Genomic DNA, 19,238 nt, shown 5'->3' with positions numbered 1-19,238 from the left:
GCTAATATCCACGCTTTCAAGAAACGGAAGCGTGGCAGAGCGGTTTAATGCAACGGTCTTGAAAACCGTCGAGGGTTGATAGCCCTCCGTGAGTTCGAATCTCACCGCTTCCGCCAATCTTGATTAAAGTTTTACAAACCGGAGGTGTGGCAGAGCGGTTTAATGCAACGGTCTTGAAAACCGTCGAGGGTTGATAGCCCTCCGTGAGTTCGAATCTCACCGCCTCCGCCAGTTATTCAAACAAAGCCCTTGATTGTTCAAGGGCTTTGTTCTTTTTAAGCCACTTATTTAATTGGCTGCTATACTAGCGGCATAATCATAATTTTCAGACAGGCATCATGAACACAACTTCTGCCAAGCGCGAATTATTGCTCAAACGCGCTACCACAGCCTCTGTATGCACCGCCCTTTTCCTGGTGATAATCAAGGCGGCTGCGTGGATTGCCGATGGTTCGGTAAGCGTGTTGGCCAGCATGGTCGATTCGTTAACCGATTCGGCAGCCAGCATTATCAATCTGATTGCCGTGCGTTTTTCGCTCAAGCCTGCCGATGAAGACCATCAATTCGGCCATGGCAAAGCGGAAGGCTTGTCTGCTATGGTGCAGGCAGCTTTTATCGGCGGTTCTTCCGTGTTTTTAATTTTGAATGCAATCGACCGTATGGTTACGCCCCAGCCTTTGGAGCATACCGGCTGGGGCATTGCCGTGATGGTTGTTTCCATTATTTGTACCTTGACTTTGGTGAATTTTCAGAAGAAAGTGTTGAAGCAGGTGCAATCCGGTGCGGTTGAGGCAGACCATCTGCACTATGTTACCGATTTGCTGACCAACGGCGCGGCAATTCTGGCTTTGATTTTGGCAACATTCGGCTGGTTTTGGGTGGACGTGGCGGTGGGTTTAATCATTGCCGCCTGGGTGATGAAAAGTGCGTGGAGCATTGCGGCAGATGCTTTTAATGTATTGATGGATAAAGCTTTGCCGACCGAAACCGTTGAACAAATCCGCGCTGCAGCGTTATCTGTGGAAGGCGTGGAAGGCGTGCACGATTTGCGTACCCGAGAAGCAGGCGGCAGGAAATTTGTGGATATGCATTTGGATTTGGACGGCAACATTACGCTAAAAGAAGCGCACGATATCGGCCTGCAGGCAGCGGACAAAGTGAAAGCTTTATTTGATGGTGCGGCGGATGTGGTTGTGCACCATGATCCGGCGGATGATGAAGAATGCAGTAAACCTTAGCATAAAGAATCCTGCAAAATAAAATGCCTGTCTGAAAAGCTTCTTTAAAGCTCAAGCTTTTCAGACAGGCATTAGTCAAACTTCCGATCAGCCGCGTTTCCACCAGCTCCCGAGTTTGCGTGCGCCGCCGTCGAGCGCCCAGCCGATTAGGCCGATCAATACAATGGCTGCCATCAGTTCCGAATAAGCCAATCTATCGCGGGTGTCCAAAATAAAATAGCCCAAACCTTCGTTAACACCCAACATTTCGCAAGGCACCAGCACCACCCACACGATGCCGATTGCCAAGCGCAAGCCGTTGAGGATATCGCCCGTTACCGCGGGCAGCATGATTTTAAACAGCATTTCGCCTTTGGTGGCCGAGAGCGAACGCCCCAGCTCCAGCCATTGCTTGTTGATATTTTTCACACCGGCAGCCGTGTTCAGAATAATCGGCCACACTGCGGCAAACGCAAGCAGAAAATAAATCGGCGCATCGCCGATGCCGAACAGCATCACCACCACGGGCATCCACGAAAGCGGTGAAATCATACGCAGAAACTGGAAAGCCGGGCTGCTGGTCTGCTCCGCTTTAGGCGACAAACCGAGCATAAACCCAACCGGCACACCAATCAGCAAAGCAAAAAACAAACCCACAAACACCCGCTGCAAACTCGCCCAGATATGCGGCCACAGCTGGTCTTCCGACAGCAATGTGCCCAAATTGCCCAAAGCAGGCGCGGGGGCGAGCAGATTGGCGAGTGACATATTCTGAGCCAGCAGCATTGCTCCGGCCTGCCATACCGCAACCAGAATCAGCAAACCCAGCCCGCCGAGCAGATAGTTGTTTAGTTTCATGATCTTCCTTTAATGTGCGTTACCCTGCATATCCGTATTTTTCAGACAGGCATTCAAATCTCAAATATTTCTTTCCTGTTTAAATCCTGCAAACCGAAAGCCTGCATCATTTGAGACTGCTTTAAAGCCTGCTCCACGAAACGTGTGTCAAACAATTCTTTCGCCGCTTCGGCCGGATTCAATTCTTGCAGAAACCGGTTTACGCCCGCCAAATGGGTTTCCTGCAAAAGCTTCACCAGCATTTCACTATATGATTGGAACGGATACGGCTGGAAATCGATGCGTTGCTGCTGCCAGCCTGCATGGCGTATGGCGCCTTCGCGCTCGTATTTGCCCCAAACCACCGGCTCGGGCTGCAACACATTGTGCAACACTTTCACATCATGCGGCGTGTATTTTTGAATGCCTTGCTTGGCCAACAATTCAGCAGTTTCGGTACGGTGCGTTTTCGCCCACGCAGCTGCCTGCACCAGCGCGTTCACCACTTTTTGCACCCATTCGGGGCGGTTTTCGATATCGTGGTCGTGTATCATGCTCAGGCAGCAGGCGTGGTCTTTCCAAATGTCGCCGGAAAAGCGCAAAACTTTGCCCACGCCTTTGGCTTCGGCCAAAGCGTTAAACGGTTCGGCCACGATAAAGCCCGCAATCTGTTTGGAAGCCAAGCCGGGTACCATATCGGAAGGCGGCATCACAGTCAGCCTCACCTGCCCTGCCCGCGGATTTTTCTCCACCACCTGCAAACCCGCTTTGCGTATCATCTGCTGCACGATCACATTGTGTATCGAATACCAAAACGGAATCGCCACCGTTTGCCCCTGCAAATCCTGCACGCTCTGGATATCGGGCCGCACAGTCAGCGCAGAGCCGCAGGTGTGGTTCCACATCAGCGCGCGCACGGGTGCTTTGCTGCCGTAGCGCATCCACACGCTCATGGGCGAGAGCACATGAATCAGGTTGACCTGCCCGCTTAAAAACGCTTCTACCAAGCTGGCCCACGAGCGGAACAACACCGGCTTAACCGCCGCCACGCCGTTTTGCTCAAACATGCCTTTGCCGTGCGCCACCAACAGCGGCGTGGCATCAAGAATCGGCAGATAGCCTATGGTTAAAGGCGCATCGGGGTTGGCGGCGGCGCGGTTGGAACAGGCTTGCAGCAGCGGCAAGGCCGTAGCGGCGGCAAACAAAGCGGAAAGTTTGAGAAAGTCGCGGCGTGAATGCATGGTGTCGGTCTTTATATCTATTGTTTTCAGATGGTTTTCAGACAGGCATCATGCCTGTCTGAATGATTCAAATCACAAAATCCACGGTTTTGGTTTGCGCCGTATGCTGTTGCGCCTGATGCAAGTTTTTCAGGATTTCCACTCTTAAGTCGTTCATCTCCAAAAGCTTATCGTGGCGCGGAAAATGCTGCTGCGGTTGCCAGGTGCCGATGATTCGGCCGGGCATTTGGCCGATTAGCACGATGCGGTCGGAAATCAGCAGAGCTTCGTCGATATCGTGGGTAACCATCACGGCGGCGGTTTGGTGTTTTTGCACGATTTCGCGCAACAAATCCTGCATTTGCGCGCGTATCACTTCGTCCAGCGCGGAAAAAGGTTCGTCAAGCAGCAGCACTTGCGGCTTGCGCGCCAATGCGCGCGCAAGCGCCACACGCTGCGCCATGCCGCCGGAAAGCTCCGACGGGAATTTGTCGGCCGCATGGCTTAAGCCCACTTCTGCCAACGCGGCTTCGACGCGGTTATTCAACTCGGCTTTGTCGATATGCGGCTGTTTTTTAAAGTCCAAGCCAAACGCCACGTTGTCGCGCACGTTCAGCCAGGGCAGCAAAGAGGCGGTTTGGAACACAAAGCCCACACGCGGGTGCGGCTTTTCCACCGTTTCTCCCAACAGCGATACTTCGCCTTTAAGCGGGCGGTTCAGCCCGGCCAGAATGCGCAAGAGCGAAGATTTGCCTACGCCGCTCGGCCCCAGCAGGCTTACCAGCTCGCCCTGCCCGGCCGTTAAAGAAAAATCCTGCAAAATGGTTTTCAAGCGGCCTTGTTCCTGATAGCCGAGGGAAAGGTTTTGAACGGAAAGTGCGGTCATGATGGTGTGTCCGGTAAACAATGCCTGTCTGAAAAAAAGCAGGCTTGCGCCCGCTTGTTGTGAAGCGCGTCAAATTGAAAATTCTTCTCCGCCCATAAATTCCAAGTCGCTGATTTCTTTACGCAAATGCTTCAGCGCAGGGGTAACGATGGCTACAAACAGGGCTTCGCGCGAGCGGCGTTGAACGGGGCTGCTCATCAGATACCCTTTGGCACCGGCGTGCAGCGCGGCGGATTGCGCGGCATCAAGGCAGAGCTGGGAAGCGTCGGCGCGCGTTTGCAGGGTTTCCAGCAGGTTGGCCTGATTTTGATAGGATTCGTGCGCCAGTTTTTCGGTTTTTACCAAAAGCATGTTGTGGCGTTTGGTTAGTTCGTCGAAACCGTGGTCGAGAAAATAATTGGTTTCACTGCCCACATTCGCCAGCTCGATTTCTTTCAGACAGGCATCAATAATGCCCGCGCCGATGCCGATTTGCAGCAGAATAAAGCCGGTTTTGATGCTTTTGATGAAATCGGCAAACTGATCCGGCTCGGCCAAAACGTCTTCATGCGGCACGAATACATTGTCAAACTTCACCGCAAACGTGCGCGTGCCTTCCAATGCGCAAAACTCCGGGCAGGCAATCAGCGATACGCCTTCGCGTTGCGCACCGGTGATAAACATCACATAACTGCCGCCGATTTGGGCCGTGTTCGCCCAGATATGGTTTTCGCCCAGATTGGATACCCACGGCAAAATGCCGTTTACCGTGTAGCCGCCTTCCGTTGCCACCGCTTGCAACAAATGGTCTTCAATACCTGCCAGATGTTTCACTGTGTTCGACATGCCCGTACCCGCCAGCACTTTCGCGCTTAACACATCAGGCAGATAGCGCTTTACCGCCTGATTGGGCGTTTGGTGCAGGTACCACGCACATGCCGCCTGACACCATGCGGAAAACGCCGTGGCGCCGCATTCTTTGCCGATTTCGCGCAACACGGAAATCTGATCCGACAAGCCCAAACCGCTGCCACCCTCTTCCGCGCTGCCCACGCAGGCAAACCCGCCGATTTCACCGAGCTTGCGCATAAACGCTTCGGGATACAGGCCTTTGCGGTCAATGTCTTCCGCCAAAGGTTTTAATGTGTGTCGTACAAGTTCTGTAACCTGATTGAGCAAAGTTTCGCGTGACATGGTTTCTCCGAAAGTTTGGCCGTTGGTGCGGCATGAAATATTATTGGCTTGGAAATGTGGTTTTCAGACAGGCATCAAGTGTTTGTATTGATTAAGCAAACTGTTGCAGCTCAGGGTTAATTTCCGTGCGGGCAAGATTGTTGGTGTAGTTGCACAAAGTTGCCAAAGCCACGCCGAGCACAACTTCCACCGCCTGCTGCTCGTTATAGCCCGCGTCAAAAAACGCTTTCAAAGCTTCGTCGGACACATTGCCTTTGTGGGCAATCACTGCTTGGGTGAAATCGGATAAAGCGTTGAGCTTGGCATCGGCAATCGGCGCTACGGCGCGCACGGCTTGAATTTCGTCTTCTTTCAGCAGCTTTTTCAAGGTTGCCAGCTTGGTGTGGCCGGCCACGCAAAACCCACATTCATTAATCCGCGCAGCCAAAATCTGCACCACCTCACGCTCGCCCGGAGTGAGCGTGGTGTTGCCGTTGAGCTTGCCCACTTCCTGATAAAACGCCAAGGCTTCGGGCGAATTGGCCAAAACACCGATTAAGTTCGGCAAAAAGCCGTTGTTTTTCAAAGCGGCTTCCACGCGTGGTTTGGCGGCTTCAGGAGCGGTTTCAACAGTATGTACGGTTAAGCGTGCCATAATTCATATCCTCATCAACAGAATGGTTTGCAAAATTGGGCAAATCATATAGATGCCTGTCTGAAAAAGGAAAGAATCAGTTTTTATGAATGATAGAACCAAAAGTTATATGAAGAATACCGCCGTTTCGCAACCAATCCCCACGCCTATGCTAAAATCCTTTCCATTTCACATTTCGCAGAGACCAACATGGCAGGCAACACTTTCGGACAAATCTTCACCGTTACCACATTCGGAGAAAGCCACGGCGCGGGCCTCGGCTGCATTATCGACGGCTGCCCACCCGGCTTGGAATTAACCGAGACCGACATCCAAACCGACCTCGACCGCCGCAAACCCGGCACCAGCCGCCATGTAACCCAACGCCGCGAAGCGGACGAAGTGGAAATCCTTTCCGGCGTGTTTGAAGGCAAAACCACCGGCACCCCCATCGCTCTGCTTATCCGCAACACCGACCAACGCAGCAAAGACTACGGCAAAATCGCCGAACAATTCCGCCCCGGCCACGCGGATTACACCTACCGCCACAAATACGGCATCCGCGATTACCGCGGCGGCGGCAGAAGCTCCGCCCGCGAAACCGCCGCCCGCGTAGCTGCCGGCGCAGTAGCGAAAAAATGGCTGAAAGAAAAATTCAGCTTAGAAATCGTGTCTTACGTTACCCAAGTCGGCGAACATGCCATTGCGTTTGAAGGCTACGAACATATTGCCGCCAATCCGTTTTTTGCCGCCAACCGATCTCAAATCGCCGAATTGGAAGCGTATATGGACAGCATCCGCAAATCGCTTGATTCAGTAGGCGCCAAACTGCGCATCGAGGCGAAAAACGTGCCGGTAGGTTTGGGCGAACCCGTGTTCGACCGTTTGGACGCCGACCTCGCTCATGCTTTAATGGGCATCAATGCCGTGAAAGGTGTGGAAATCGGCGACGGCTTTGAAGTGGTAGCGCAACGCGGCAGCTTCCACGGCGACGAGCTTACCCCGCAAGGCTTTAAATCCAATCATGCCGGCGGCATTCTCGGCGGCATCAGCACCGGCCAAACCATCACCGCCAACATCGCTATCAAACCCACCAGCAGCATCGCCACGCCGCGCGAATCTATTGATATCTACGGCAATCCGGTGGAAATCGCCACCCACGGCCGCCACGACCCTTGCGTCGGCCTGCGCGCCGCTCCAATCGCCGAAGCCATGACCGCACTTGTACTGATTGACCACGCTTTGCGCCACCGCGCGCAAAACGCCGATGTAAAAGTGGACACACCGGATATCGAGCGTAGAGGTTAAACTTTTGTTTGGAAACTAAAAATGCCTGTCTGAAAAAGTTTTCAGACAGGCATCCTTAATTATTTCAGTTACTTACCGTGATAATTAGATTGAGTTTAAAGTATAACAAGTGTGCTATGTTTAACTTGATTGACTATAAATCCGAGAAGTAAAAAAACGAATAAAGTAAAGACAGTGGCAGGTGTTGGCCGCCAAACCGGTAAAGAAGTGATTCTACCCGTTAACATTCCGTCTAAATACAATATCAGGAGATAAATATGTCAGCCAATATGATGACAACTCCAAAATGGTACGAGCATATCACTCATGTTATTAAAAGCTATGTAGAAACTTTTTCCGAAGAGTGTAGAGACGGACTGTCTTATATTGATGAAAGGAAAGGTGTGCCGTTTGCGGCAATGGGATATATAACCAGTGATGTTGATGCCATTGCTGCTCATGCCTATTTATTTGAACACGATTTAAAAAAATTCAAACAATATGCCCATGTACACGGCAAACTTATTGTGCTTAGAAGCATGGATAATCTTGAGCCTGTTCCTTTTTTCTTTCCATGCGATATGTTAAATATCAGCAGATTATCATTTCTCATGATCATGAGCGACAGTCCCCAATTGCGTGAATTTTTAGTGCGCAATATCGACAACATCGCCAACGATACCGAGGAATTTGTCGACCGCTACGACCTCAACCGCCATATGATGTACAACACCTTGTTGATGGTGGAAGGTAAGCAGCTGGACAGACTGAAGGAACGCAGTTTGCAGGTGCTGGCCTACCCCACGCCCGGCAAATGGCTGCAAAAGCGGCTCGACGACTACCGTTTCTTTCTCGCTTTCGCCGAGCAGGATGCCGAAGCCATGAAAAAAGCCTTGGAGCCATTGTTTATCAAAAAGAATGCGTGTGCTGCGGCCAAAGAAACCTTAACTTATTTCGACTTTTTTCTGCAGCCGCAAATCGTGATGTATGCCAAAATCGCTTCCATGCACGGTTTCGACTTGGGCATCGACCACGAAATCGCCCCGCGTGATTTGATCGTATACGATCCGCTGCCAAGCAACGAATATCAGGATATCTTCGATTTTATGAAGCAATACGATTTGTCGTATCCGTATGAATATTTACAGGATTGGGTGGATTACTACACGTTTAAAACCGATAAATTGGTGTTTGGAAAATAAAGCTTGTCTTTGACCAAACAATACGATGCCTGTCTGAAAAAATTTTCAGACAGGCATTCTTAATCTCACAAGCAAATCAAAGATTGGCCAATCGCTCGGCGCTTGGTGCGAAATAATATCCGCCCGAAATCGCCTGCGTGAGACGATCCAGCATCAAATCGGTTTGACCGTCTGCAGCTTCGCCAAACATGCTCAGCAGCTGGACTTCAATATTATGCAGCCTGTTGCAATAACAGATAAACGCCAAGCCGTGTTCGCCCGTAACCGTGCCATAGGGCAGACTGCGGCGCACGATTTTCAGCCCCACACCGTTTTCTTTTAAATTGGTGCGGGCGATATGGGCACGGGGGTGCAGGCGTTCGCCTTCGAATTCCTCGTTGTCTTCTTTACTGCGCCCAATCGTTTCTTCTTGCTCGGCAATGCTGAATTTATCCCATTTGTTTAAATCATGGCGGTATTTTTGATACATAACATAGCTGCCGCCGGCATCCGGCCTATCTTTACCGATGATGGCTACTTCGGCCACTTCTTCATCACCTTGTGGATTTTCTGTTCCGTCTACAAAGCCATCCACCCCACGTTCTTCTATTAAACGGAAACCGTGAGTTTCATCCTTAATATCAATCATTTTATTGAATAGAGCAACAATTTTCTGCATAAGCAGGAAATTGATATCTTGCCGCATGGATTGGATATGAAACAAAACATCGTGTTGCGTAACCGGCGCCAGCCCGTTGCCCAAAGCGCGGAACGGTTTGATTTCCTGCCCTTCCTGTTGATGCTCGAGGCTTTTCCAGAAATCGGCGCCAAATGCAATAGTCAAACCCAAATTTGCATCGGGGTATTGGCTTTGCAACAACTTTACGGTTTCCAAAGCGGCTTTACATGCCTGTTTTACAGCACCGGTTTGCCCAGGAATAACGTCTGCCTGAATAAAGACACCGGCTTTGCAATGATCCGGAATAATTGCAGTTTGTGGAGTGGTCATGTTTCTTCCCTTAATTCAGATTCAGCTTGGCATTATAGCGGAATTTACTCCGTATTATAGCTGAATTTGTTTTCTGTGCAGTATGCAACCGCCCTTTCTGCTCGCTTGTATTTACTTTTTCAGACAGGCATTATACATGACACTCCATGCTAAAATTTGCCTCTTTATATTTTCGGAATGGATTTATGTTTTTTGCATTTATCTTTTGCGTGTTGCAGGTTTTCACATTTTGCTTCGCCAAATTCTGGCAATGGTTTCTGAAAACGGAAAAAGGCACGCTCCGCCACCGCATGATTCTGATTGGCGCATTTGTATTCAGCAACAGCCTACTCGTGTTGACCTTCTTGCGCTATTGGCGCTTTATGTTCCGTGTGAGTGCCGGCTGGATGGTGCTGATGCTGTTTACCGTGTTTACTTCGGCAGCGGTGTTTTTGGTGTGGCTTGCTTTGAGAAAACGTGTGGTGCAACACACTTTGGCTATGGGTTTGCGCACGTTTAGCGTGCTGTTTTTCTGCGGCATCACGGCTTATGCGGTGTACAGCGCTTATGTGCCGGTGGTAAAGCGTATGACCGTCACCATAGATAAACCGCTCGACAAACCCGTCCGCATCGGCATGGCGAGCGACCTGCATTTGGGCCACCTATTCCGCGGCAAACAGCTGGATGATCTGGCAGCGATAATGGATAAGGAAAAAGTAGACATTGTTTTGCTGCCCGGCGATATTATGGATGACGACACCGAAGCCTACCGGGAATTGAACATGAAGCCCAGTCTGATGAAACTGCGTGCACCGCTTGGCGTGTATGCCACCATGGGTAATCACGATTTGTTCGGGCACGAACGTGAAATCCACAAAGCGCTCACGGAAGCCGGCGTAATAGTGTTGCACGACGATGTGGTGCATATCGACAACCGCTTCTGGCTGATCGGCCGCCCTGACGACAACGCCAAAAACCGCATGCAAACCGAAGATTTGTTGCTGAAAACCGACCCGAAACAGCCCGTTTTCCTACTCGATCACCGCCCTACCGAAATCCATAAGCACGAAAAACTGCCGATTGATGTGCAGGTTTCCGGCCATGTACATAACGGTCAGGTGTTTCCGGCCAATTTCGTGGTGAAATTTCTCAATCGCGTGTCATACGGCTATGAACCATTAGGAATGGGGCATTATTTCGTTACCTCAGGCTACGGCTTTTGGGGCGTACCTTTCCGCTTGGGTTCGCAATCTGAAGTGTGGATTATTGATGTACAATCCCGAGCTCAAAAATAACGGCCAAACAAAATGCCTATCTGAATATTTTCAGACAGGCATTTTATTATCTAAAATATTAAGCAGAAGCTTTTTTCAGAATTTCGTACAATTCATCTTTCAAAGCCAGCTTTTTCAATTTCAGGCCTTCGATTTCTTCGGCGGCAGAAACCGCGGTTACTTCATTGTTTTCCAGGCCGGTAATTTTATCGTCCAACTCATTGTGCTCGTCAAACAAACGTGAAAAGTGTGCATCTTCTTGTTTTAATTTTGAAATCAAATCGCGATATTCAGGAAACATGATTATTTATCCTCTTGGTTGAACAATTAAAGCAGAAAACCTTATTTGGCTTTCTACCTGTTTCGGCTTAATTATAACAAACGCAACCTTTAACCGCACGAGATTTTTCATCATGGTTGACCTACCGCAAACAGCCAAAGCAGCATAAAATCGAACATATTGAACAGTAGAGGAAGAAAATATGAATCCCACCATCTCATTGCTAAAAAACCACCGCACCTACCGCAGCTTCAAAACCAGCGAAACCCTGCCGCAAGAGCATTTGCAAGCCATTATCGACTGTGCCCGCCAAGCACCATCGTGGATGAACGGCCAGCACTACACCATCATCAACATCACCTCGCCCGAGTTGCGCCAACGCATCACCGAGCAGCTCCCGGCCAATCCGCAAATCGGACAATGCGCCACTTATTTTATTTTCCTGGCCGACCTGCACAAAGCCGATCTGTGCCGCCAAGCTTATGAAGGCACGTTTGCCGCCGCAGGCACCCCCGATGCCTTTATGACTGCCGTGACCGATGCCGTGCTTGCCGCACAAAACGCGGCAACCGCAGCCGAAAGCTTGGGTTATGCCATTTGCTACACCGGCGGCATCCGCCTGATTGCGCCGCAATTAGCCGAAATGCTCAAGCTGCCCCCGCATACTTTCCCCGTGGTCGGTCTCTGCATCGGCACGCCTAATGTAGAAATGCGCGTTAAACCGCGTTTGCCTCAAGCTGCCGCTTATGCGGAAAACCAATATCCGTCGGACCAATGCCTGTCTGAAAACCTTGCCGCCTACGAGCAAACCATGACTGAATTCGGCGAAGCGCGCGAAAAATTTCCCTACCGCGAAAAATTCGCTCGTTTTTACAGCCAACCCTACGGGCCGGACAACATCGAATTTATGCAAAGCATCGGCTGGTTAAACTGGTATCAAACAAAGTGAAGCCTTTGCAAAACGATTTAACCCTATATAATGCCTGTCTGAACGCCCGGCTTTTTCAGACAGGCATCTGCATATGAAAAAATACATTCCACAAAAATACCGCCACATTTACGGTATCGGCAATCAATTCATCAAGCCTCAGGGGCGCAGCCAATGGTATCCGATAAACGAAGACCGCTGGGACGCACCGCCACAAAGTGAGCCGTTTATCTTCAGCCACGAAGTCCTCTACATGCTCGACAGCCACAATATCAAGCTCAACGTGCAGATGAAGCTCAGCCCGGAAAACGCGGAAATGCGTATGCAGCAAGCATTGCGCGAAGAAGCCCTGCGAGAAATCGCGCGCGACCTGAAAGCCAGCCTCGACGAAGAAAAACTCGCCCAAGCCATCGACTTTTTCAGCCGCCACGACGAATTATTCAAATAACCCGCACCTTTCAGACAGGCATCACTCAATATGCAAACCTATCTTGTCGGCGGCGCCGTGCGCGACGCCCTGCTCGGAATCGACACCCAAGACCGCGACTGGGTCGTGGTCGGCGCCGACGCGCAAACCATGCTCGACTTGGGCTACCGCGCAGTCGGCAAAGATTTTCCCGTGTTCCTCCACCCCGAAAGCCATGAAGAATACGCGCTGGCGCGCACAGAACGCAAAACCGCCAAAGGCTACACCGGCTTTGCCTTTCACACCGACAAAAGCGTTACCCTAGAGCAAGACCTGATGCGGCGCGACCTCACCATCAACGCCATCGCGCAAGATTGCGAAGGCAACATCATCGACCCTTACGGCGGCCAAGCCGACCTGCAAAACCGAATCTTGCGCCACGTTTCCCCCGCATTTGCCGAAGACCCCGTCCGCATCCTGCGCACCGCCCGTTTTGCCGCGCGCTACGGCTTCAGCGTTGCGCCCGAAACCATGCAGTTGATGCGGCAAATGGTTGAAAACGGCGAAGCCGACGCTTTGGTGGCCGAACGCGTTTGGCAGGAGCTTGCCCGCGGCCTGATGGGGCAACACCCAGCCCGCATGATTGAAATCTTGCGCGAATGCGGCGCATTAAAAGTGATCTTGCCCGAAGTGGACGCACTGTTCGGCGTGCCCCAACGCGCCGACTATCATCCCGAAATCGACAGCGGCATCCACACCCTGATGGTGTTGCAATGCGCAGCAGACCTCAACCTAAGCCTGCCCGAGCGCTATGCCGCTCTGCTGCACGACTTGGGCAAAGCGCTCACGCCTGCCGACATATTGCCCAAGCACCACGGCCACGATTTGGCCGGTGTGGCGCCCGTGCGCGCCGTCAACACCCGCTGGCGCGTACCCAAAGCATGCAGCGAACTGGCCGAACTGGTTTGCCGCTGGCATATCCAGCTCCACAGCGTCGCCCAGCTCAAACCGCAAACCGTGTTGAAAACCCTCAAGCAAACCGATGCCTTCCGCCGCAGCGAACGCTTCAAGCAGGCGCTGAACGTTTGCCAAGCCGACCATCAGGGCAGGCTGGGGCAGGAAAACACGCCCTACCTCCAGCGCGAACGCTGGCTTGCGCTGTTGGCCGCCGCACAAAGCGTCAACACCGCCGCCATCGCCGCCGAACACGCCGGCGAACCGCACAAAACCGCCGAAGCCATCGACCGCGCCCGCCTGGAGCAAATCCGCCCGCTGCAAAACGTTTTCAGACAGGCATAACCACTATGGCACAAGCCTCTTGCTTCCGAAAAACAACCGTCCTACACTAATGCCTGTCTGAAAACCGCTCTTACCCGATATGCAATATTTCGAACTTTTCAACCTACCGCCCACATTCGATATCGACAAAACGGCAATCGAACAAATCTACCGCCGCCTCGCCGCCCAGTTCCATCCCGACAAATACGCCGCTGCATCCTCGTTTGAGCAGCGACAAGCCATGATGATGGCATCCACCGTTAACGAAGCCTACCGCATGCTCAAATCCCCCACCGACCGCGCCGCCTACCTGCTGCAAGCACAAGGCATTAACGCCGACGCACCCGAACACACCGCTTTCCCACCCGAATTTTTGATGCAGCAAATGGAATGGCGCGAAACTTTGGAAGACGCGCGCGCAGAACGCAATGAATCCGCGCTCAACGCACTTGATCAAGAAATCACCAATGAGCAAGATGAATTGCTCCGGCGATTGAGCGCCGCCTTTGCCGAAAGCCAAACCGAAACCGCCGCCATGCTTGTGCGCCAGTGCCGCTTTCTCGATAAGCTGCGCAAAGAAATCCAAAGCGCTTTACCATAAATGTAAATGCCTGTCTGAAAACCGTAAAACCGCTTTCAGGCAGGCATTAGCAGGTTCACAATGCGCAAATGTTGAGCAATCAATCCAACGATCACCATAGTCAATCAACTTAAGAAAAACTACATACGTCATACTCGGGCTTGACCCGAGTATCCTGAGTTTCAGTAAATTTTGGGATACTCGGGTCAAGCCCGAGTATGACGGAAATGTTACTATGTAAGTGGTTTAACTATAGCCAATCCAACACACATTCAACAGATTCAAAATGAAAAAAATTCTGTTCCTCACCCTAATTTCCGCACTCGCACTCAGCGCCTGCAAACCTCCCGCGCCCGACGCAGGACGCAAAGAAAAAGCTTTGCGTTTTATCGTTAACCATCCGATTGCCGCCTATAAAATTGGTATGAAAGCAGACCGTGCGCGCAATATCACCACCAATTCGGTACGTTTCTCCATCCGCCTCGGTCTGGACGACACGTTTAACCCCAACGGGCGTGGTACACAAGTCAACGCCGTGCGTCACACTTTATGGCAAGCCACCATTGCATCACAATTCAGCGCAGAATTGGCAAAAGAAGCCGGCGATGCTTACGAAAAAGACAACACGCCGCCCGACCCGAACAAAACCGAGTTCAACAAACTTTACGATGCCGACGAAAGCGTTGATTTGCGCAACAACGCCATCGGCCGCAGCATAGGCGAAGCGCATAAAGGCGCCGAAATGAAAACACTCGTCCGCGCCATTCTCGACCGCTACCACCAAGAAGGCCTGTGGCAGATTTTCCCGGTTGAGCAGGAAGGCAAAACCGTTTACCAAATCCGCCTGACCAAACTTGGCGAAGAAGACTACCAAAAAGCCCTTGCCGAGCTTGCCCAGCTCAATCAATACGGCGCCAAATAAACCGCCCGAAGCATGCCTGTCTGAAAGCCGCAAACCCGCTTTCAGACAGGCATATTTTATTTCCGACTGATTTACTCAACTATCCCAAATCTGTTAGAATACGCGCCAGCTAAAAATAACCCTCAAAGGCACACACAACATGGTACTTCTGCAAATCGCCGAACCCGGCATGTCTGCCGCACCACACCAACACCGCTTGGCCGTCGGTATCGACTTGGGCACCACCAACAGCCTCGTCGCTTCCGTTAAAAGCGGCAGCGCCGTTTGCCTGCCCGACGAAAAAGGCCGCGTTACCCTGCCTTCGGTTGTGCGTTATTGTGGCCGAGACGATATCGAAGTCGGCTACGACGCGCTCAAGGCTCAGAAAATCGACCCCGTGAACACCATCAGCTCCGCCAAACGTTTGATCGGGCGCACTTTGGAAGATGTTCAGCAAGAAGCCCGCTATCTGCCTTACCGCTTCGGCAACAACGACCGCATTATCGAACTGCACACCCGCGCGGGCGACAAAACGCCGATTGACGTGTCCGCCGAAATCCTCCGCACTTTGAAACAGCGCGCCGAAGAAAACCTCGGCAGAGAGCTTGTCGGCGCCGTGATAACCGTGCCCGCCTATTTCGACGATGCCCAACGCCAAGCCACCAAAGATGCCGCGCGTTTGGCCGGATTAAACGTTTTGCGCCTGCTCAACGAACCGACCGCCGCCGCGATTGCCTACGGTTTGGACAACCGCTCGGAAGGCACGTTTGTGGTGTACGACCTCGGCGGCGGCACGCTCGACGTATCCGTGTTGCAGCTCACCAAAGGGCTGTTTGAAGTGAAAGCCACCAACGGCAACAGCGCGCTCGGCGGCGACGACTTCGACCACCGCCTGTTCTGCTGGCTGTTGGAGCAAAACAAACTCTCGCAACTCAACGAGCAAGACAGCCAACTGCTGCTCAGCCTTGCCCGCGCCGCCAAAGAAACACTCACCACCGACATCAGCGCCACCGTGCAAACCGTGCTCTCAGACGGCCGCACGGTCGATACCACCATCACCCGCCAAGAATTCCACAACCTCACCCAACATCTGGTGGCCAAAACCATCGAACCGGTAAAGCAGGCCTTGAAAGACGCAGGCGTGGGCAAGGCTGACGTGAAAGGCGTGATTATGGTGGGCGGTTCCACCCGCATGCTGCACGTTCAGCAAGCCGTAGCTACCTTTTTCGGCCAAACGCCGCTCAACAACCTCAACCCCGACCAAGTGGTTGCACTCGGCGCGGCAATGCAGGCCAATGTGCTGGCGGGCAATAAAAACGACGACGAATGGCTGCTGCTCGACGTAACACCCCTATCGCTCGGTCTCGAAACCTACGGCGGGCTGGCGGAAAAAATCATTCCGCGCAACAGCACTTTGCCCACCGCCCGCGCCCAAGAGTTCACCACCTTTAAAGACGGCCAAACCGCGATGACTATTCATGTGGTGCAAGGCGAGCGCGAACTTGTGTCCGACTGCCGCAGCCTAGCCAAATTTACCTTGCGCGGTATTCCGCCGATGGTGGCCGGCGCCGCCCGCATCCGCGTTACCTTCCAAGTGGATGCAGACGGCCTGCTTTCCGTGTCCGCCCGCGAACAATCCACCGGCGTGCAGGCGCAAATCGAAGTGAAACCTTCCTACGGCCTCGACGACGAAACCATCACCAACATGCTGAAAGAGAGCATGTCGAACGCCTCCGACGACATGGCCGCCCGTGCCCGTGCCGAAGCCGTTGTAGAAGCCGAAGGTCTAACCGCCGCAGTAGAAACCGCCTTGGAAATGGACGGCGATCTGCTCAACGAAACCGAACTTGCCGCCATCCGCAGCAACATCGCCGTTTTGCAGAATCTCGTTCAAACAGGCAATGCCGACGAAATCCGCAATGCCGTATCTGCGTTAGGACACGCCACCGACGACTTTGCCGCCAAACGTATGGATAGGAATATCAAGCGTGCTTTGACGGGGCAGAAGGTGGAAGAGATTTCGTGATCAAAGTTAAATAATCTTTTAATTTTCTTTATTTAAATTTTTCTAATAATTTTTAATTTGCTTTTAAACATAGACACAACATGCCAAAAGTAACCATACTCCCACACGCCGAACTTTGCCCCGAAGGCAAAGTCATTGAAAATGCGCCCGAAGGTCAAACCATCTGCGATTTGCTGCTCGACAACGACATCGAAATCGACCACGCCTGCGAAAAATCCTGCGCCTGTACAACCTGCCACGTGATCGTGCGTCAGGGTTTCGACAGCTTGGAAGAGCCGTCTGAAATCGAAGAAGACCTGCTCGATCAGGCATGGGGTTTGGAAGCCGATTCACGCCTGAGCTGCCAAGCCAAAGTGGCTGATGAAGATTTAGTGGTGGAAATTCCGAAATACACCATCAACCACGCGCGCGAACATCATTAATTATATTGGACAAGGCTGTCTGAACATCACAAAGGAACACACTTATGAAATGGACCGACACCCAACGCATCGCCGAAGAGTTGTACGACGCCCATAGCGATATAGATCCGAAAACCATCCGCTTTACCCATCTGCGCGAACTAATCCTTGCACTGCCTGATTTCGATGACGATCCCGCCCACTGCGGCGAGCGCATTCTTGAAGCTGTGCAACAGGCATGGATTGATGAGGCCGAATAAATTAATGCCTGTCTGAAAGTTTTAACTTTACCAAAAGTTTTGCTTTCAGACAGGCATGATCAATACAGATTCAACCCGTTTATCTGCCACTGATTTTATTCGACAAACCTACTTCATGCGGATTGATGCGGGCATTATCTTCCTGCCCCAATCCGACCAGCTTGCGCAAACGGGTCATATAAGCATTCACATCCAAACCCCGTCCGAAGCGTTGTGCTTCCCAAATGGTTTCCGCCAGCGCATCCATCATATCGTGCTCAGCCTTAACCCAATCACCGCTGTATTTGGCACACAATTGTTCGTGAATCGCGCATATGCCCGGCGGCTGATCAATCGCCGCCTGCTCCTGTATCGACAAGTGTAGCGACATATGCAGAAAAGGATTGGTTTCCCCTTCTTCCGGAGTCCAACTTTTGTCCAAATAGTTTTCAATATTTTCCAAATACCGGCCGTATTCGGGGTGCGCCTCAATAATGCGCAAAGCTTTTTGCTGCAAAGCATCCAATTGCAGCGGCACCAACCTATTCTGCCAAACATGCGCAAAGAAACGGCGCACATCATGCGTATTCACATCATACATATCATCGCCCTTACCGAGTTTTCAGACAGGCATTATACCTTCAAACGCCAAGCTGGTAATTCATAAGCTCTTCGCGTATAATAATCCGTTCCTATCTGGGGGCGATCTTGGTTTCGACGGGGGTTGCGAAGCAGATGCGGGCATACCGGGGTCTCAGATTCCCGTAAAACACTGAACGAAAATAGTCGCAAACGACGAAACTTACGCATTGGCCGCTTAATAGGCCTGCCGTTGCAACAGTTGGTCAATGGGCTGTGTAGCGCAAGCTACCGCAACGTCATTTTACATTGACTGGTTTTCTGTCGGGTTACTTGGCAGAAAATAAGATTTAAGGTAACTGGCTCCCAAACAGCCTGTCTGTCGGCGGAATGGGAGCAAGATTCCAAGTAGGCAAGACTAAGTATGTAGAACGCTTTGTAGAGGACTTTCGGACGGGGGTTCAATTCCCCCCGCCTCCACCAATCATTAATCTGTTTTTTATTTTTAAAAACAGACTTTCCAGCAATCTTCTAAAACGTCATTTTCCATTTATTAACTATAAATCCGAGCAGCCTTAATTCAATCGCCAAAACCAAAGCCATATAGCTTGAAGTTATTTTGAAATTTGCTTTCGGTGAATCACATAAGCCACTATTGCAGCAATTATTGCAGCAATAATGAAGAAAATGCTGATAAAAGGAATGCCTTCGTGCTTGGGAGTCAATAAAAAATTCACAACTGAAAGCACAACAAAAGCAATAGAGAGTTTAAAGTAATATCCTTTCTTCATTAGAAAGCTTTCCTTATCTAAAATCAAAAAAGTTCCTAATTTATTTCTTACTTAAGATTGTGGCTTATCAGATATTTCATATAATTCGTTTGTGAATATTTTGATTTGCTTAAAATAAATAAAGATAAAAAATAAGACCAAGTATTATACTTG

The 19,238-nt window shown here is 51.2% G+C and carries 21 protein-coding genes, 2 tRNA genes and 1 other RNA gene; 15 read left to right on the top strand and 9 right to left on the bottom strand.

The genetic code is table 11. From position 1 onward, the window contains the following. Window positions 1-25 precede the first annotated feature (25 nt). From HMPREF9370_RS07050 to HMPREF9370_RS07040, 3 genes are all read left to right on the top strand, one after another. Window positions 26-116: transfer RNA gene (locus HMPREF9370_RS07050), tRNA-Ser, on the top strand. 24 nt (window positions 117-140) lie between these two features. After that, window positions 141-231, top strand: a tRNA-Ser gene (locus tag HMPREF9370_RS07045). 107 nt (window positions 232-338) lie between these two features. Further along, window positions 339-1,238, top strand: a complete 900-nt coding sequence (locus HMPREF9370_RS07040; protein WP_009116725.1) for a cation diffusion facilitator family transporter — start codon at window positions 339-341, stop codon at window positions 1,236-1,238. Window positions 1,239-1,325: 87 nt separating this feature from the next. Here the strand turns inward: HMPREF9370_RS07040 and HMPREF9370_RS07035 are convergent, their stop codons facing one another. The 5 genes from HMPREF9370_RS07035 to HMPREF9370_RS07015 form a co-directional block, all read right to left on the bottom strand. After that, window positions 1,326-2,075, bottom strand: a complete 750-nt coding sequence (locus tag HMPREF9370_RS07035) for an ABC transporter permease (protein WP_009116724.1) — start codon at window positions 2,073-2,075, stop codon at window positions 1,326-1,328. A 53-nt stretch (window positions 2,076-2,128) separates the two neighbouring features. Next, window positions 2,129-3,295: an ABC transporter substrate-binding protein gene (locus tag HMPREF9370_RS07030; RefSeq protein WP_009116723.1), complete on the bottom strand. Its 1,167-nt coding sequence runs from the start codon at window positions 3,293-3,295 to the stop codon at window positions 2,129-2,131. A 67-nt stretch (window positions 3,296-3,362) separates the two neighbouring features. Beyond that, the gene (locus HMPREF9370_RS07025) at window positions 3,363-4,160 is read right to left on the bottom strand and encodes an ABC transporter ATP-binding protein (RefSeq protein ID WP_040667023.1); all 798 of its coding nucleotides are present in this window, start codon (window positions 4,158-4,160) and stop codon (window positions 3,363-3,365) included. A 69-nt stretch (window positions 4,161-4,229) separates the two neighbouring features. After that, a complete protein-coding gene (locus tag HMPREF9370_RS07020) occupies window positions 4,230-5,333 on the bottom strand; it encodes an acyl-CoA dehydrogenase family protein (protein ID WP_009116721.1) in 1,104 nt (367 codons plus the stop codon). 91 nt (window positions 5,334-5,424) lie between these two features. Beyond that, window positions 5,425-5,967 (bottom strand): carboxymuconolactone decarboxylase family protein, encoded by a 543-nt coding sequence (locus HMPREF9370_RS07015; protein WP_009116720.1) that lies wholly within the window; start codon window positions 5,965-5,967, stop codon window positions 5,425-5,427. A 189-nt stretch (window positions 5,968-6,156) separates the two neighbouring features. Between HMPREF9370_RS07015 and aroC the strand changes: the two genes are divergently transcribed. Together aroC and HMPREF9370_RS07005 are read left to right on the top strand one after the other, a co-directional pair. After that, window positions 6,157-7,254, top strand: coding sequence for a chorismate synthase (gene aroC, locus HMPREF9370_RS07010; RefSeq protein ID WP_009116719.1), 1,098 nt, complete (start codon window positions 6,157-6,159; stop codon window positions 7,252-7,254). 257 nt (window positions 7,255-7,511) lie between these two features. Continuing rightward, entirely contained in the window at window positions 7,512-8,435 is a 924-nt protein-coding gene (locus HMPREF9370_RS07005; RefSeq protein ID WP_009116718.1) for an immunity 49 family protein, read from the top strand. 76 nt (window positions 8,436-8,511) lie between these two features. Here the strand turns inward: HMPREF9370_RS07005 and HMPREF9370_RS07000 are convergent, their stop codons facing one another. Further along, the gene (locus tag HMPREF9370_RS07000) at window positions 8,512-9,423 is read right to left on the bottom strand and encodes a Dyp-type peroxidase (protein ID WP_009116717.1); all 912 of its coding nucleotides are present in this window, start codon (window positions 9,421-9,423) and stop codon (window positions 8,512-8,514) included. A gap of 185 nt (window positions 9,424-9,608) precedes the next feature. Here HMPREF9370_RS07000 and HMPREF9370_RS06995 point away from each other — a divergent pair, with 185 nt between their 5' ends. Then, window positions 9,609-10,697, top strand: coding sequence for a metallophosphoesterase (locus HMPREF9370_RS06995; protein WP_040667021.1), 1,089 nt, complete (start codon window positions 9,609-9,611; stop codon window positions 10,695-10,697). 58 nt (window positions 10,698-10,755) lie between these two features. On the opposite strand, the gene HMPREF9370_RS06990 is transcribed toward HMPREF9370_RS06995, so the two are convergent. Beyond that, window positions 10,756-10,977: an HP1242/YdcH family protein gene (locus tag HMPREF9370_RS06990; RefSeq protein WP_009116715.1), complete on the bottom strand. Its 222-nt coding sequence runs from the start codon at window positions 10,975-10,977 to the stop codon at window positions 10,756-10,758. 181 nt (window positions 10,978-11,158) lie between these two features. On the opposite strand from HMPREF9370_RS06990, the gene HMPREF9370_RS06985 reads away from it, so the two are divergent. The 8 genes from HMPREF9370_RS06985 (at window position 11,159) to iscX (ending at window position 17,736) form a co-directional block, all read left to right on the top strand. Beyond that, on the top strand, window positions 11,159-11,905 hold the full coding sequence (locus HMPREF9370_RS06985) for a nitroreductase family protein (RefSeq protein ID WP_009116714.1): 747 nt from the start codon (window positions 11,159-11,161) through the stop codon (window positions 11,903-11,905). A 73-nt stretch (window positions 11,906-11,978) separates the two neighbouring features. Further along, window positions 11,979-12,332 carry a hypothetical protein gene (locus HMPREF9370_RS06980; RefSeq protein WP_009116713.1) on the top strand — a complete coding sequence of 118 codons (354 nt, stop codon included), beginning with the start codon at window positions 11,979-11,981 and terminating at the stop codon, window positions 12,330-12,332. Between the two features lie 30 nt (window positions 12,333-12,362). After that, window positions 12,363-13,589, top strand: coding sequence for a multifunctional CCA addition/repair protein (locus tag HMPREF9370_RS06975; RefSeq protein WP_009116712.1), 1,227 nt, complete (start codon window positions 12,363-12,365; stop codon window positions 13,587-13,589). Between the two features lie 79 nt (window positions 13,590-13,668). Continuing rightward, window positions 13,669-14,169 (top strand): Fe-S protein assembly co-chaperone HscB, encoded by a 501-nt coding sequence (gene hscB, locus HMPREF9370_RS06970; protein WP_009116711.1) that lies wholly within the window; start codon window positions 13,669-13,671, stop codon window positions 14,167-14,169. Between the two features lie 265 nt (window positions 14,170-14,434). Further along, on the top strand, window positions 14,435-15,070 hold the full coding sequence (locus HMPREF9370_RS06965) for a DUF6973 domain-containing protein (protein ID WP_009116710.1): 636 nt from the start codon (window positions 14,435-14,437) through the stop codon (window positions 15,068-15,070). A gap of 139 nt (window positions 15,071-15,209) precedes the next feature. Next, the gene (gene hscA, locus HMPREF9370_RS06960; protein ID WP_009116709.1) at window positions 15,210-17,075 is read left to right on the top strand and encodes a Fe-S protein assembly chaperone HscA; all 1,866 of its coding nucleotides are present in this window, start codon (window positions 15,210-15,212) and stop codon (window positions 17,073-17,075) included. Window positions 17,076-17,155: 80 nt separating this feature from the next. Further along, window positions 17,156-17,497, top strand: a complete 342-nt coding sequence (fdx, locus tag HMPREF9370_RS06955) for an ISC system 2Fe-2S type ferredoxin (protein ID WP_009116708.1) — start codon at window positions 17,156-17,158, stop codon at window positions 17,495-17,497. Window positions 17,498-17,541: 44 nt separating this feature from the next. Then, complete coding sequence (gene iscX, locus HMPREF9370_RS06950) at window positions 17,542-17,736, top strand: Fe-S cluster assembly protein IscX (protein WP_009116707.1); 195 nt, start codon at window positions 17,542-17,544, stop codon at window positions 17,734-17,736. A 79-nt stretch (window positions 17,737-17,815) separates the two neighbouring features. On the opposite strand, the gene HMPREF9370_RS06945 is transcribed toward iscX, so the two are convergent. Next, the gene (locus tag HMPREF9370_RS06945) at window positions 17,816-18,316 is read right to left on the bottom strand and encodes a DUF1841 family protein (protein WP_009116706.1); all 501 of its coding nucleotides are present in this window, start codon (window positions 18,314-18,316) and stop codon (window positions 17,816-17,818) included. Window positions 18,317-18,413: 97 nt separating this feature from the next. Here HMPREF9370_RS06945 and ssrA point away from each other — a divergent pair. Next, window positions 18,414-18,777: a transfer-messenger RNA gene (ssrA, locus tag HMPREF9370_RS11800) on the top strand. Window positions 18,778-18,908: 131 nt separating this feature from the next. On the opposite strand, the gene HMPREF9370_RS12035 is transcribed toward ssrA, so the two are convergent. Then, a complete protein-coding gene (locus tag HMPREF9370_RS12035; protein WP_009116705.1) occupies window positions 18,909-19,085 on the bottom strand; it encodes a hypothetical protein in 177 nt (58 codons plus the stop codon). Window positions 19,086-19,238: the final 153 nt, after the last annotated feature.

Origin of the sequence: Neisseria wadsworthii 9715 (genome assembly GCF_000227765.1) — a bacterium.
Classification (GTDB): Bacteria; Pseudomonadota; Gammaproteobacteria; order Burkholderiales; family Neisseriaceae; genus Neisseria; species Neisseria wadsworthii.
Note: the sequence above shows the minus strand (reverse complement) of the source record. Positions and strands in the feature narration are given on the sequence as shown.